This is a genomic window from Propionigenium maris DSM 9537 (assembly GCF_027925155.1).
GTDB lineage: Bacteria > Fusobacteriota > Fusobacteriia > Fusobacteriales > Fusobacteriaceae > Propionigenium > Propionigenium maris.
Window position 1 is genome coordinate 85,477 of sequence record NZ_BSDY01000007.1, and the last position, 15,533, is coordinate 101,009.

The following is a 15,533-nucleotide window of genomic DNA, read 5'->3' on the forward strand; positions in this document are numbered from 1 at the left end:
AACCTCCTAAGCAAGGCAGCTTTATCTCCCAGGTGACCTCCAGAGATTTCCAGATAACCGCTACTTTAGGAGAGTAGGAAAACCATCTAGCTGCTACCTTTATTTACTCTTATCTCCCCTTAACTTCTCCCAGTTAAGCTCTCTATTTAAGGAAACTCCAAGGGGAATCATTAAAAAATCATTGTAGTTTTTTAACTAAGTTAATAAAGTTGTCTCCATCAAACCCCATAATATAAAGGAAAGTTTAAATAGCTCATTTTTTGTGAAAAAAGAACCTAAAAATAAACGTATCGATCGATTGACAGACACTATTTCTGATAGTAATCTTATATCAGAAAAGGGGCATTAAAATAACAGGAGGGGAAGAGATGAAAAAATTAGGATTATTTCTTGCATCGTTAACACTTATGGCGGGACTCACAGGTTGTGGAGGAGAAAAACCAGCCGATACAAAAACAGATTTTAAAACAATAGGATTTACAATCTATAAGTATGATGACAACTTTATGGCTCTTGTTAGACAGGCTATTGAGGGAGCTGGAAACACTGCTGGAGACAGTGTAAAGATCCTCATGAATGATTCGCAGAACGACCAGTCCAAGCAAAACGATCAGATCGACGTTATGCTTTCAAAGGGAGTTGATGCTCTGGCAATTAACCTAGTTGACCCTGCAGCAGCTCAGACTATTATCGATAAAGTTAAGAAGGAAAATATACCAGTGGTATTTTACAATAAGGAGCCATTCAAGGAGGCTATGGACAGCTATGACCTGGCTTACTATGTAGGTACTGAATCAAAGGAATCTGGAATTATTCAAGGAGACCTTATTGCAAAACACTGGGCAGCTAACCCAGAGTGGGACCTAAACGGAGACGGAAAGATACAGTATGTGCTCCTAAAGGGAGAGCCTGGACATCCAGATGCCGAAGCCAGAACAACTTACGTTATCAAAACTCTAAATGAGGAGCACGGTATCACTACAGAGGAACTTCACATGGATACAGCTATGTGGGATACAGCCCAGGCCAAGGACAAGGTGGAAGCATGGCTTTCTGGACCTAATGCAGATAAGATTGAGATGGTTATCTGTAACAACGACGGAATGGCAATGGGTGCTGTGGAGGCTCTTAAAGCCAACAACAGATCGGACCTTCCTGTATTTGGTGTAGATGCTCTTTCAGAGGCTCTCGTGATGGTGGAAAATGGAGAGATGGCAGGGACTGTACTAAATGATGCACCAAACCAGGGACAGGCTACCTTTGATCTGGCTCTAAACCTTGCTGAGGGGAAGGCTGCTACAGAAGGAACTGCTTGGGAGCTTCAAGGAAAGGCTGTTCGTGTACCGTATGTAGGTGTGGACAAGGATAACCTGGAAGATTTTAAATAAAAAGAGTTCTTTAGAGAGGGTGCCCAGCACTCTCTCTTACATTTAGAGAAGGAGTATTTTATATGGAGAGAAGTTTAGAAAATCACGGAGAATACCTCCTTGAAATGATAGATATATCCAAGGAGTTCCCTGGAGTCAAGGCTCTGGACGGAGTCACCTTAAAGATAAGACCCCACAGCGTACACGCCCTTATGGGGGAAAACGGGGCTGGAAAATCCACCCTTATGAAGTGCCTCTTTGGTATCTACAGTAAAAACTCAGGGGAGATATACTTCGAGGGAAAACCCATAGATTTCAAGTCCTCCAAGGAAGCCCTGGATAACGGGGTATCCATGGTTCACCAGGAGCTGAATCAGGTACTTCAGACCAGTGTTATGGATAATATCTGGCTGGGAAGGTACCCTAAAAAAGGACTCTTTGTAGATGAGAACAAGATGTATGAGGATACAAAGAGGATATTTGAGGAGCTGGATATAGATATCGATCCCAGAACCAAGGTTAAAACCCTCTCTGTATCTCAGATGCAGATGGTGGAGATAGCCAAGGCTGTTTCCTACAACTCCAAGATAATAGTTATGGATGAGCCTACCTCCTCCCTTACAGAGAAGGAGGTAAACCACCTCTTTAAGATTATAGATAAGCTGAGGGAGAGGGGATGCGGGATAATCTATATCTCCCACAAGATGGAGGAGATCTCCGAGATATCAGACGACATAACTATCCTGAGGGATGGCCAGTGGATAGCCACAGAGAAGGTAGCCGGCCTTACTACAGATCAGATTATAAATATGATGGTAGGACGGGACCTCACCCACCGTTTCCCGGAGAAGGACAATAAACCAGAGGAGGTTATTCTGGAAGTAAAAGAGCTCACAGCTAAGTATCAGCCCTCTATCCAGGATGTGTCCTTTAAGCTCCACAAGGGAGAGATCCTGGGAGTAGCGGGACTGGTGGGAGCCAAGAGAACCGATATAGTGGAGACCCTCTTTGGTATGAGACATAAGGAAAAGGGAGAGATCCTTCTCCACGGAAGGAAGATAGAAAATCAGGATACCCATGAGGCGATCAGACACGGATTTGCCCTGGTAACTGAGGAGAGGCGTGCCACAGGGATATACAGCATGCTGGATATAAACTTTAACTCGGTGATTGCAAATATCGACAGGTATACCAGTAAGTTTGGTCTACTCAATGAAAGGAAGATGAAGGATGATACCAACTGGGTAATCGACAGTATGAGGGTAAAGACCCCACATCAGAAAACCAATATAGGTTCCCTTTCAGGGGGAAATCAGCAGAAGGTAATAATCGGCCGTTGGCTTCTTACTGAGCCTGAGATTCTCATGCTGGATGAACCTACAAGGGGAATAGATGTGGGAGCCAAATTTGAGATATACCAGCTGATGATAGAGCTGGCTAAGAGGGATAAGGGAATAATAATGATATCTTCAGAGATGCCGGAGCTCCTTGGAGTTACCGACAGGATCCTTGTAATGAGTAACGGAAGGGTAGCAGGGATTGTCAACACCAAGGAAACAAGCCAGGAGGAGATCCTGAAACTGACGGCAAAGTATCTGTAGAGGAGGAGTAACGGTGGAAATTTCGATAGAAAATAAGAAGAAAAAGTTGAACGCAAAGGATATAAAGAGATGGATGATGGACAGGGGGATCTACCTTGTTTTGATACTACTCCTGGCAGTGATAGTGGCAAAGGAGCCTACCTTCCTGAGCATCAGAAACTTTAAGAACATCCTTACCCAGTCATCGGTAAGGATAATAATAGCTCTGGGAGTGGCGGGACTCATCGTGACCCAGGGAACCGACCTTTCAGCTGGAAGACAGGTAGGGCTTACAGCAGTAGTTTCAGCTACCCTGCTTCAGGCTACAACAAATGTGAATAAGGTATTTCCAAACCTAGGAGAGGTTCCTATCCCCATTGTAATACTTGCAGTTTTAGGTATAGGGGCTCTCGTGGGGATAATAAACGGAATAGTTATAGCCAAACTTCATGTAACACCATTTATTGCAACTCTGGGAACTATGATAATAATCTACGGGGCAAACTCCCTCTACTACGACTTTGTGGGAGCATCCCCCATAGCAGGCTTTGACAAGAGGTATTCATCCTTTGCCCAGGGATCCTTGAACCTGGGGAACTTTGAGCTTCCCTACCTTATAGTCTATGCAGTGATCGCCACAGGATTTATGTGGATCCTCTGGAATAAGACAAGGTTTGGAAAGAATATCTTTGCCATAGGGGGAAATCCTGAAGCTGCAACTGTATCGGGAGTAAATGTAACTAAAAATCTCATGAAGGTATATGCTCTTTCTGGGATGTTCTATGCCTTTGCAGGGTTCTTGGAAGCAGGACGTATAGGTAGTGCCACAAACAACCTTGGAAATATGTATGAGCTGGATGCCATTGCTGCCTGCGTAGTGGGAGGAGTTTCCTTCAGCGGAGGAGTGGGATCCGTTCCGGGAGTTGTTACAGGGGTAATCATCTTTACGGTAATCAACTACGGTCTGACATATATAGGGGTAAGCCCATACTGGCAGTTTATAATTAAGGGGCTCATCATTATAATTGCTGTTGCTCTGGATACCCTTAAGTATCTGAAGAAAAAATAAAGGTGATTTTTAATCACCTTTTTCTTTTCCCTCTTTTCTAATAAAGGGAAAGGGAAGAATAAAGGCTTAGAAATATAAAGATGTTACAGATGAATCAGAAGGAGGAAGGATGTACTTTGGTGTAGATTACTATCCCGAGCACTGGGATGTATCCATGATAGATGAAGACATAAGAAGAATGAAGGAGATGGGGGTAAATATAGTCAGGATGGGAGAGTTTGCCTGGCATCTCATGGAGAGGGAGGAAGGAAAGTTTGATTTCACCTTCTTTGACGAGGTAATAGAGAAGCTGAAAAAAGCTGAGATCAAGGTGATGTTTGGGACCCCAACAGCTACCTTCCCAGCATGGCTTGCCAAGAAACACCCCTCCATCCTCTCAGAGGATGAAAACGGGATTAAGAGGGTTTTCGGAGGAAGGCGTCAGTACTGCTTTAACTCTTCTATCTACTATGAGTATACTGAGAGGATAGTCAGAAAGCTGGTGGAAAACTACAGGAAGGAGGAGGCTATTATAGCCTGGCAGATCGACAATGAGTTTGGCCATGAGGGGAGTGACTTCTGCTTCTGCAGCCAGTGCCACGATAAGTTCCAGGAGTTCTTAGAGAAAAGATATAAGGATATAGATGAGCTGAATAAAAGGTATGGAACGATCTTCTGGGGGCAGACCTACAACGACTTTACCGAAATCCCCATCCCGGTGAAGACCATAACAACCCACAATCCTACCCTGCAGCTGGACTGGGCCAGGTTCAGATCGGAGTCCATTAACAAGTATGGTGATTTCCAGGTGAAGCTGGTAAAGGAACTAAGAGGAGAACACCAGGAGGTTACCCACAACCTCTACGGAGGATTCTTCGACAAGTGCTTCGATCAGGTGGAGCACACTGAGGAACTGGATTTTGTCTCCTACGACAACTATCCCGTATGGGGAGGCCTCAAGGAACCCCTTACACCTGCCCACATAGCCATGACCCACGACTATATAAGGGGACTCAAAGGGAAAAACTACTGGATTGTGGAGCAGCTCATGGGAGCCCAGGGGCACACAGTTATAGGATACCTTCCAAGACCCAACCAGGCCAAGATGTGGGCTTATCAGGCCTTTGCCCACGGATGCGAGAATATGCTCTGGTTCAGATGGAGAGGGATGACAAAGGGAGCTGAGCAGTTCTGCTTCGGAATAATCGAACACGACAACAAAGACGGAAGAAAGTACAGGGAGGTCCAGTCCTTTATAGGAGAGATGCATGGGAGGGTGGAGATAGTCAAGTCCTCCATAGAGTCTCAGGTGGCTCTCCTCTACGACTTTGACAATATCTGGTCGTGGCACTACCAGCCTCAGAGTATGGAGTTCGACTTTACCAGGGAATTTGTAAGGATGTATACCCCATTCTACAACCACAATATCAATATAGATGTGATGAGTAGCAGGGGAGACCTTTCAAAATACAGGGTAGTTGTGGTGCCTGTTATGCAGATCATAGATGAGGAGCTTCAGAGGAGACTGGATACCTTTGTTAGAGGGGGAGGGACGGTTCTCTTCTCCTTCAGAGCTGGGATCAAGAACAGGGACAACAACATAAACTTCGGAGAGACAATTCCTTGCAGGGTCAGAGAGATGGCAGGGATCGAAGTTGTGGAGATAGAGGCTCTTCAAAGGGGACAGGAAGTGAAGATAGAGGGAAGTGGAGTTTATTCTGGAAGAAGAGGAGAGTGCTCCGTATGGAGGGATATAGTTCAACCTACAACAGGAACCCCTCTCTTCACCTATAGAGATAACTTCTTTGGAGAGATGGCCTGCATAACTGAAAACTCCCATGGAAAGGGAAAAGTTTACTATGTCGGGGGAGGAGTAGATGAAGAAACTCTGACTCTTATTGCAGAGAGGATACTCAGGGAGCAGGAGATCCAATTTATAGAGGGAGTAGAGGGAGTAGAAATCTATCCGAGAACAACTGAAGAGGGAACCTTCTACTTTCTTATGAACCATACAGAAGAAGAAAAAAAATTAAAAGGGGTAACCTTAAAGCCCTATGAGGGAAGGATAGTAAATAGCACAGACCTCTCCCTCTAAAAAAGCATGGTAAAGAGAAGGTATTGATAACCTTAACTTAAATATATTTATTGTTGAGCTCTCCAGAGTAATTTGGAGAGCTTTTTCATCTTTGACTCTATCTTGTGGTAGAAGGTTTAATTATCTTGAAATGAGTCTTATCCTTATTGTCATTTAAATGATAAAAAGGTTTTTTCCCATCCCTGCATATATTATTTCTAGATACAGAATAAACTACTCTTCAGGGAGGAACCTATGACTAAAAAACAAGTAATTGCAATCCTTGCTCCAAATACATGGTCTGCATCTATTATTCCAGTACTTATGGGAACTATCTACTCTCTATACAGGGGAGCATCCCTGCAAATAGACCTCTTCCTGGCAATTCTCCTTTCAGCAGTGGGAGTTCAGTGCTTTGCCAATATTACCAACGACTACTTTGACTTTATTGAGGGAGTGGATACCTCGGAAACTATCTATGACCGGGAGGGATCTATCCTTGTTTCAGATGGAGTTCCCCTGCCTGAAATAAAAAAACTCATGCTTACTACCCTTATCCTGACCTCTATTCCTGCAGCCTACCTACTCCTTCAAAGAGGAGCTATCGTGGCTGTCATAGGGTCAGTCGGCTTTCTTGTGGCACTCCTCTACTCAGCGGGACCCCTGCCCATCTCAAAAACCTTTTTAGGGGAATTTTTCTCTGGATTCACCATGGGAGGCCTCATTACCTGGCTTGCCTATCGCATTCAAAGGGAGGTTCTGGACATGGATATTGTCCTTATCTCCATCCCCATCATGATTTATATAGGGTCTATCCTCCTTACAAATGGCCTATGCGATATAGAAAAAGACAGGGGTACTAGGGTTACCCTTCCCATACTCTTGGGAAGAGGTCGATCCATACTTCTTCTTAAGCTTTCCTATGTACTTATGTATCTTCTGGTTTTTTCAGCTGCCCTTGGAGGTCTCCTCCCTACCTCTATATTTCTTCTGCTTCTGTCTATTCCCACTATATGGAGGAAGCTGACTGTTATCAGAGTGGAAAACATCTCCCTTGAAACCAGGTCTTCTATTATGAAGAATTCCGTTCTTTCAGGGATCATTTTCTTTACCCTCTATATCCTGATCCTTCTAGGGGAGATCTTATGGAGGGGGTGGCTTATATGATAGAAGAAAAAGAAAAGGAGAGGAAGGTATATGATATCTTTCAGAAGATCTCTTCCTGCTACGACCCTATGAATGACCTTATTACCCTGGGGGTCCACAGACTTTGGAAGAAAAAACTCATTGAGAGTATTCCAAGGGAGAGCAGGAATATCCTGGATATTTGCTGCGGTACAGGAGATATTGCAATGGGCATAGGAGCCTCCCTAAGAAATTCAAGGGTAACAGCCCTGGATTTCAGCAGTTCCATGCTTCAGATAGCTGAGGAAAAAGCCCAGGAAGCTAATCTTAAAAATATAGAGTTTGTTCTGGGAGACGCTTTAAACCTTCCCTTCCGGGACAACACCTTCGACACTATAACCATTTCCTTTGGCCTCAGAAATACCTCAGACTATGGGAGAGTTCTTGAGGAGATTCGTCGTGTTTTAAAGCCTAGAGGACACTTCTTCTGCATGGAGGCTTCCTATCCAGATTCCAGGCTTCTGCATGGAATCCTCTCCTCCTACTGTAGATATATAGTCCCTCTTTTAGGGAAGTTCCTAGTTAAATCATATAGGGAGTACTCCTGGCTCAATGAATCTGTGACAGACTTTTTATCCAAGGAGGAGCTCACAAAACTCATAGAGGAGAGTGGATTTATAGAGGTAAAGCTCAGGACCTTTCTTTTTGGAAGCTGTACCCTCCATTCAGGTATAAAGGGTGGTTAACTTGTCTATTTGCTTGGAAAGCAAGAGTTATCTTCAAATAAAAAAAGAAGCAGGAATCAAGCTCCTGCTTCTTTTTTAAGAATCTATTTAAAACTTCTACTTCTTTTCGATCTTAACTTCATATCCCATAGCTGCCAGGATCTTAGCAACCTCTTTTCCAGTAAGAGTTCCCCTGCTAAACTTATTTGCTAAGCTGTGGGCAGTTAGATTACACTCGTACTTATCCTTTAAAAGAGAAGCTAACTCATCATATGTCAACCCTTCCTTAGCCTTCAATCCCTTTAGTTCCTGTAGAAAATCCTTCAAAGTTACCCCTCCCTATTGATTCTTTACTTCAAATCCATAAGATCTCGACAGTTCATCTGTCTCCCTACTGTGCTTAAGGTCATCGTCTACATAGATAATCCTCTCCTCGGGACAAAATCTTATCCTGTCAGCCTCATAGGTACCATGAAGGTATTCAGCTGAAAAATCAAGCATCTTCAGGAAGCATACCAGAGTTTCCTCATCTGATTTTTCCAGGTCCTTTCCCTTTAATTTAATCTTATAATCAAACATCTTCACTCCTCCTCTTTTAAGATCTAAGATATTCTTCAATAGCTGCTGCTACCTTTTTTGTGTTGGCCACAGCTTCCACTACAGTTCTGGCTCCTGTTACCACATCTCCTGAGGCAAAAACCCCTCTCCTTGTAGTATGCCCTGCATCATCAGTTAAAACAAGGCCCCAACTGTCTACCTCTATATTCTCCTCTGTATTTGAAACTATGTTGTCTGCAGGGCTCTGGCTTACAGCTACAACCACTGAATCACAGTGAAAGAGGGATTCCGATCCGTCAACTACTATGAGCTTTTCTTTTCCGCCATCATCCACAACGGTCATCGTCTCACTTACAACAATTCCTCTGTCCACTACCTCTACTGGAGCTGTATTTAGTGCAAACTTTACACCGTCCTCCCTAGCTTCCCTTATCTCAACTTTAGTGGCCTTCATATCCTCCAAACCTCTTCTGTAGAGGATAAATACATCCTCAGCTCCCTTTCTCTTCGCTGTTCTAGCTGCATCCATAGCTACATTTCCAGCACCTATTACCGCTACTCTTCTTCCTAGCCTGAATGACTCAGGGGATTTAAGGTAGTTTATTGCATAGTGTACATGGCCTAAGGTCTCTCCCTTCACGCCCATAGGCTTTGGATTCCATACTCCCGTTCCTATGAAGACAGCATTGTATCCGTCCTCTAAGATCTTTTCCACATTGTTTACTGGCCCTATAAGGTCATTATACCTTATCTTTACTCCAAGGTCCAAGAGTCTTCCCTCCATGGTATCCAGTATCTCTTTTGGTAGCCTGAATTCAGGAATTCCGTATCTCAGTACTCCACCTAGCTTAGAGTGTTTTTCAAATATGGTAACCCTATACCCTCTTCTTGCAAGGATAAAAGCCAGAGTTATTCCAGAGGGACCAGACCCTATTATTGCCACTCTCCCATCTTGGTTCTTCTCCTGTTCAAAGGCTCCCTCCTTCAGATACTTTAAAGATATCTCCCTCTCTATAGCTGGAAAATCTATTGGCTCTCCCTTTATCCCAAGGATACAGTTTCCCACACAGTTATTTTCATGGGGACATACCATGGAACATATGAGGGAAAGGGGATTGTTCTCAAAAAGAACTCTCCCGGCCTCATCTAACTTTCCCTGACGATATAGCTCCACTACCTGGGGGATCGCCGTAGATACTGGACATCCCTGACTACACCTTGCATTATTTTTACAGGTTAAACATTTATTTGATTCATTTATCATATTTCTCTCCATCTGTTCCTCCTAAAACCTTATCCTTATCTTGTGCTCACTCTATCTGCCTTCATGGCCTCTATATTGAGTCTCCAATTCCCTTTGGAAATCTGAATAGTTCTCCTCCTCCAAATCCCATATATTCAGGGCATATCTTCCGACTCTTTCTATCTCTTCATCCATTCCTACCTTTACATCTCTCTTCTCGTTGAACTCAAAATCTCTGGTGTAGGATAGTGTTCCCATTAATATAATTAAAAGTATTATTAATCTTTTCATCTCTTCCTCCATAAATAAACTTTCAACAAGACCTCTCAACAACCTGACTATTATAATACACATTCCAGAAAAAGTCAACCTTTTGTGTTCTGTTTAGATACATTCGACATAGTGTTTCTTGTCGGATTTGGTAATATCTTGTCATATCCGATAAGGTCATCCCACATATGATAAAAAACTTGTTTTAAAAAATAAAAAAGAAATTCAAATTTCATGGAGTTTATGAGAAACTACCTTATGCACAGAGATCTCTTTTTACTGAAAGCAGCTGGTTTATTTCAGCTGCTTTTTAGTTTGTACAAACCACGTAAAAACCCTATACACTAGATATCTTCATAGGCCCCTTTTTAAGTAATGATTTACTGCAACCATATATAAAAAGAGGACTTCCCTTAAGGAAGCCCTCCACTAAACTATCAATTTTTCTGTAACTCAATTAACCTTATCTACGACTGAGACATCTCTACACTTAATTCCTTTTCCTCTAACTTATCCGATGCATTTACCTCTTCAAGTACATCTGAAAATTCCCTCAATACTGATTTCTGATCTAACTTCCCCTCTCTTATATCTGCCTTTACCATCTTTATAAAGGAAAAACCAGCCATTACTACAACAATACAAACAGGAATACCAAATACCAAAGAAGCGGTCTGTAGCGTTTTCAGTGGACTTCCCAATAGGATGAATCCAACTGGGATAAGAGCTAAACTAAAGGCCCATACTAATCTTAGCCATCTAATAGGCTCTCCTCCGTCAGCTACTTTAGTTTGAGAGTTAGCCGCCAGTATATATGAAGCTGAGTCATAGGATGTAGCCATAAATGTAACACTAAGAACTACCACTAAAAATATCACTAATTTCCCCATAGGTAGGGTCTCTAATATGGATATAATAGTCTGTGGTCCTCCTAATTTATCCAGTACAGCTACTACATCCATCCTTCCAGAAAGTTGAAGATCCAGTCCATAGTTACCTAAGATGGCAAAGAAAAGAAAGCATCCAGATGAACCATAAAGGAGTGACCCCATTACCATTTGTTTAATTGTTCTTCCCTTGGAGATACGGGCAATGAACATTCCTAAAAACGGTGCATAGGCTGCCCACCATGCCCAGTAAAAAACTGTCCAATACTGAGGAAACATCGATTTCCCTGCAGGATCAAGCCATGTACTCATCCTTAAAAAATTAGTAGCCATAAGTCCAACTGAAGTAGTTCCCATCTCAATCATAAATGCAGTGTTTCCAACAAGGAAAACGAATGAAATAATCCCTAAAGCCAGTACCACATTCAGGTCGCTGAGGACCTTTATTCCCTTCTTAAGTCCAGAGTATGCACTGATTCCAAAGATAAGTGTCACTAGAAGAAGTATCCCTATTTGGAGCCCTGGAGTTTCCTGAATTCCAAATACTCTAGATAAGCCTGCAGTTACCAGTGGCGATCCCAGCCCCAAGCTTGTGGCAACCCCTCCAACAATACCAAATACAAAGGAGATATCGATTAACTTTCCAAGGATCCCATCAACTTTATTCCCTAATAATCCACGGCAAGCTTCACTTAATTTTAATACATTTCCCTTCCTTACGAAGATAATATATCCAACAGCACAACTTGTTACTGAGTAAATAGCCCATGCCATAGGTCCCCAGTGAAATAGTCCGTATGCTGCAGCCATCTCTGCAGCCTGCCAAGAACCCTTTTCTATCCCAAGAGGTGGAGCCTTATAGTAATATACCCATTCAATTACACCCCAGTATACAACCCCAGCTCCAACTCCAGCACAAAACAACATCGCTGCCCAAGAGAAGTTACTAAACTCAGGCTTTTCTCCCTCATCTCCCAATACAACCCTTCCATACCTGCTGAAGGAAATCCAGAAACAAAATACCAGACAAAATAACCCAAAGAGAATAAAGAAACTTCCAAATTTTGTTATTACTGCATTGTTGATAGCATTAAGAACCTCTCCGCTTTTTTCCGGCATCATAATAATAGGTAGAGCTACTGCCAGCAGAGCAAGTATCGCTCCAAAAAAGACCGTCTTATCTATCTTAACCTGTTTTACATCCACTTAATAATCCTCCTAATAATCCTCTATTATCCTAACTCTTTAACTCCAACATCATATTGATACTTAACTTTAGATTTTCTATCATCTTTTCCATAACCTCTAAATCTTCATTATAGGCTGTGATTATCATAAATGATTTTTCACCTACGAAGTAGTATATTCCGAAACCGTGCTCCTGAACTGGAGGGAAGTAGAGATACTTCATGTCCGGATGACCAAATGAAGTCGTTGATAGGTGGTTATCCCCTATTGCCTTAAAGGCATTTGTTTTAAAGAGTTCAGGTTTCTCAGTAATTCCCATCTCCCTGCCAAAATCCTTATACAGGGATTCCAGAACATATAGATATCTATTTACTCCCTCTCCTACCTGACACAACTTCACACGCCTGTGGTGTTCATCCAGTGCATCCTTCATAAGCTCATAGAGCTCTTCCTTTGATCTTTCCTTTTTTACTAGCTCCCTGGCAAAATTCACACTTTCCCTAGATACAGGCCTATTACTCTCAGTTCTTCCTCTAAAGAACCTTCGGGCATCCACCGATATATAGGTATTATTAATCCGTTCATATGTCATATATTGTGCCACTTGAAATGCCAGATGAATAAAGCCGTCTCCTGAAAGTATCCCCTTCTCCCTGAGCACTTCTCTGGTAAGCCCTTCAAAATCCACATACTGAGCTTTAAAGCCGTCCATACACCGATCAAACTCTTCCTTTAGGTCCAAAAGAGATTCTTTTATTTCCTCTGTAAGGTTAAAATTAATTTCCTCTACTGCACAACCATCAGCTGCTCCCTCAAATGAAAAACTGCTATTCTCAATACACTCCTTAACTCTGTCTATGAAGTACACCTCTGTTCCTCCGTCAACAAAGCTGTGATCTGCAATAAATGAAAATACTCCATTCTTTGTACAGGAGAACTGAAAGCCCTTTCCATGCCACCTGTTCACAAACTCCCTGTTATATGAAGCGTTATCCAGCTCCTCATATACTCCCTTAACCTCTGTATCATCGTAGTTCATTACCAGGATGGCATCCTTGATCAGCTGATATGACCTTTGGTTCCCTTCATCTCCTAAGATTTTTTCCAGTACCTCTGCTGCGTCATCCCTCTCTACCCCGATTGTTGCATAGTTGGCATTTGGTACAAGGGGCTCTATCTCCCTGGAGGTAATATCTTTTAGATTCTTCAAGATTTCACCTACTGAAACCAGCTCTCCTTCCTTTATAACCTGAACATTATAGAGGTGGTTCCTATAGGAAAATACAATAAACTCTGAACAATTATCGTTGATATAGTATTCATCCATTCCCTTTTTTATATGGTTTATAGATGCCAGTAATCCATGAAACTCATCCGCTGAGTAGAGTTTATTCTTAATTGTATATGCTCCAGCTCCATTTTCCTTAAAATTCTTATATACTGCTGCAGCAGAGTGCATCAATATTGCGATCCTCTCAATCACCTCATACTGTAAAAGGGTTTTATTTTCATATATTATAGGAACATTGGTATGAGGTGTAAGAGGAGCTCTTACCAATAGGTGACACTTAACCCAGTAGTCATAGATCCAGCTGTCCTCCTCCCTGCTTCCCAGCTCCTTTATTTTTTCCTCTAACTTCACAGAGTCTTCTGTTTCTAGAAACTCTCCAACACTTCTTTTTGCCTCTTCTAGCTCCTCCTTTGTTACAAGGGGTTCCACCCAGTCAAGGTATCTCTCTAAGGTCCCCTTCAATTCAGGAATAGGATAGGAAGGTAGGTTATCGATATTTCTAATTGGTACGTTGTATTTAATAAAGTCTTTCATCTCTTCTGATCTCCTTTTTCTTTTATTTACTACACCCTTTAAACATAAGCTTTTCCAGCCTCTGATCTTTCTGATAGAGGGTGCAGTAGGAATATCCTATCCCCTCTATTACTGTCCCTTCTCCATTGGCAACCCCTTCTACTTTATCCAGTATCTTCTGAGCTACCGAGTCAACACTCTCCTCGCCCCTCATTATTCCAGTAGCATCTACATCTATATCCTCATTTATGCAGCTTTCATTTCCACTGACTCTAATTACCGGTACTATGGCATTATTGAATCCTGCACTTCCTGTTGTCCAAAGAATCAAGTGAGCTCCCAGAGCTGCAAAGTGCATCCCGGCTCCACCGCATAGGTGAGTAACTTCAGAAAGATAGAATCCTCTATCCCTAGGTTTTTCCATACCACTATTATCTATAGTTAGGACTCCCTGGATCGGGGCAGTTCCAGTCTTATACAGCGCCCCCAGAGATTTTTCCTCCAGAGTTGTAAGTCCTCCCACTGAGTTTCCTATACTCATGGTTTCTACATCTGTTCCCTCTATATGCCACCTGTCGGATTCTTCCTTTATCAGTTTAAGTATCTTCTCTCCAACTTCATCATTGACAGCTCTCTCTCTTAGTATATCTTCACAGGTGATAAGCTCTATAAGTTCCCCTGCTACAGCTGTAGCTCCTCCTTCCACTAAGATATCCGCTGCTCTTCCAACACTTGGATTGGAAGCTAATCCCGAACTTGTATCCGATCCTCCACACTTTATTCCAATAATGAGCTCCTCTATCCTTCCTTCAGATAATTCACAGGCATCGGCTTTTTTTCTTAAGGATTTAGCAAGAGAAATTCCAGTATTAATACTGTTTTGAGTTCCCTTCATATCCCTTACAACAAAACTTTCTACATCTCTGCCCCTTTCTCTTATCGGTGCAGCAAGGACTTCATTATCTATACTTCCACATCCCATGGATATTATTAAAGCTCCTGATACATTTGGATTTATTGCACTCCCTATCATAGTGTTTACCAACTCTTCATTTCCAGCATACATACACGTGTAGTGGTTAGTCAAAACTATACTCCCCTCTACCTCATGGGAGATCTTTCTTGCTATCCCCTCACAGCATTCATCTACAGCTATAATCAAGATGTGATTTCTAATTCCTATACCCCCATCCTTTCTTCTATACCCCTTAAACTTCATTAGATCTCCTCCCTGATGTCCATCTGCTTAATAATCTCACCTATAATTCCCTCTGGAATATCTATATGAGAACTTCTTACATTCTGAACATGGACGAGGTCCCCTGCTTTTATATTTTTAACTACATATCCGATTGGATATCCCCCCTTATATAGAGTGATATCCTTTTCTATATCCTCCAGAGCTACTTTATTTCCAAAGGGAATCTTCTGAAGAGCTTTAACTTCAGTTAATTTCTCCATATCCTGTGAATAAACTTTTATATCTTCTCCAGAAGTTGCATCTCCTAAAACAGTAGCAACTTGATCTCTTACATTAAGCCTGATTGCTTTTACCATAATTTGTTCTCCCTGTACTTCCTCTAAAATTCGAGGCTGATTCATTTTATTCCACTACACTTCTCTAATCTCATTTTCAGAAATACCTTTATCCATTCCTGATTAAC

General features: G+C 42.1%; 14 protein-coding genes. 6 read left to right on the plus strand and 8 right to left on the minus strand.

Translation table 11 applies throughout. The features are described from left to right. Positions 1-368 precede the first annotated feature (368 nt). The 6 genes from mglB to QMG11_RS09035 all read left to right on the plus strand — a co-directional run bounded on the left by mglB (position 369) and on the right by QMG11_RS09035 (position 7,940). Positions 369-1,388, plus strand: coding sequence for a galactose/glucose ABC transporter substrate-binding protein MglB (gene mglB / locus QMG11_RS09010; protein ID WP_281835324.1), 1,020 nt, complete (start codon positions 369-371; stop codon positions 1,386-1,388). Between the two features lie 62 nt (positions 1,389-1,450). Further along, positions 1,451-2,968 carry a galactose/methyl galactoside ABC transporter ATP-binding protein MglA gene (gene mglA, locus QMG11_RS09015; RefSeq protein ID WP_281835329.1) on the plus strand — a complete coding sequence of 506 codons (1,518 nt, stop codon included), beginning with the start codon at positions 1,451-1,453 and terminating at the stop codon, positions 2,966-2,968. Between the two features lie 73 nt (positions 2,969-3,041). Further along, positions 3,042-4,016, plus strand: a complete 975-nt coding sequence (mglC, locus tag QMG11_RS09020) for a galactose/methyl galactoside ABC transporter permease MglC (protein WP_373877223.1) — start codon at positions 3,042-3,044, stop codon at positions 4,014-4,016. Between the two features lie 109 nt (positions 4,017-4,125). Beyond that, positions 4,126-6,090: a beta-galactosidase gene (locus QMG11_RS09025; RefSeq protein WP_281835330.1), complete on the plus strand. Its 1,965-nt coding sequence runs from the start codon at positions 4,126-4,128 to the stop codon at positions 6,088-6,090. Between the two features lie 234 nt (positions 6,091-6,324). Continuing rightward, positions 6,325-7,236 carry a prenyltransferase gene (locus tag QMG11_RS09030; RefSeq protein ID WP_281835331.1) on the plus strand — a complete coding sequence of 304 codons (912 nt, stop codon included), beginning with the start codon at positions 6,325-6,327 and terminating at the stop codon, positions 7,234-7,236. Next, entirely contained in the window at positions 7,233-7,940 is a 708-nt protein-coding gene (locus tag QMG11_RS09035; RefSeq protein WP_281835332.1) for a demethylmenaquinone methyltransferase, read from the plus strand. The genes QMG11_RS09030 and QMG11_RS09035 overlap by 4 nt, the downstream gene beginning before the upstream one ends. A gap of 96 nt (positions 7,941-8,036) precedes the next feature. On the opposite strand, the gene QMG11_RS09040 is transcribed toward QMG11_RS09035, so the two are convergent. The 8 genes from QMG11_RS09040 to QMG11_RS09075 all read right to left on the minus strand — a co-directional run bounded on the left by QMG11_RS09040 (position 8,037) and on the right by QMG11_RS09075 (position 15,426). Further along, positions 8,037-8,246, minus strand: coding sequence for a DUF6471 domain-containing protein (locus tag QMG11_RS09040; RefSeq protein ID WP_281835333.1), 210 nt, complete (start codon positions 8,244-8,246; stop codon positions 8,037-8,039). 12 nt (positions 8,247-8,258) lie between these two features. Next, positions 8,259-8,498, minus strand: a complete 240-nt coding sequence (locus QMG11_RS09045) for a hypothetical protein (RefSeq protein WP_281835335.1) — start codon at positions 8,496-8,498, stop codon at positions 8,259-8,261. Between the two features lie 16 nt (positions 8,499-8,514). Further along, positions 8,515-9,753, minus strand: a complete 1,239-nt coding sequence (locus QMG11_RS09050) for an NAD(P)-dependent oxidoreductase (RefSeq protein ID WP_281835338.1) — start codon at positions 9,751-9,753, stop codon at positions 8,515-8,517. Between the two features lie 39 nt (positions 9,754-9,792). Then, positions 9,793-10,011 carry a hypothetical protein gene (locus tag QMG11_RS09055; RefSeq protein ID WP_281835340.1) on the minus strand — a complete coding sequence of 73 codons (219 nt, stop codon included), beginning with the start codon at positions 10,009-10,011 and terminating at the stop codon, positions 9,793-9,795. A gap of 446 nt (positions 10,012-10,457) precedes the next feature. Next, positions 10,458-12,083: a BCCT family transporter gene (locus QMG11_RS09060; RefSeq protein WP_281835342.1), complete on the minus strand. Its 1,626-nt coding sequence runs from the start codon at positions 12,081-12,083 to the stop codon at positions 10,458-10,460. A gap of 31 nt (positions 12,084-12,114) precedes the next feature. Further along, positions 12,115-13,890 (minus strand): choline/carnitine O-acyltransferase, encoded by a 1,776-nt coding sequence (locus QMG11_RS09065; protein ID WP_281835344.1) that lies wholly within the window; start codon positions 13,888-13,890, stop codon positions 12,115-12,117. A gap of 22 nt (positions 13,891-13,912) precedes the next feature. Further along, a complete protein-coding gene (locus QMG11_RS09070; protein ID WP_281835345.1) occupies positions 13,913-15,088 on the minus strand; it encodes a UxaA family hydrolase in 1,176 nt (391 codons plus the stop codon). Continuing rightward, positions 15,088-15,426, minus strand: a complete 339-nt coding sequence (locus tag QMG11_RS09075) for a UxaA family hydrolase (RefSeq protein ID WP_281835346.1) — start codon at positions 15,424-15,426, stop codon at positions 15,088-15,090. The genes QMG11_RS09070 and QMG11_RS09075 overlap by 1 nt, the downstream gene beginning before the upstream one ends. Positions 15,427-15,533: the final 107 nt, after the last annotated feature.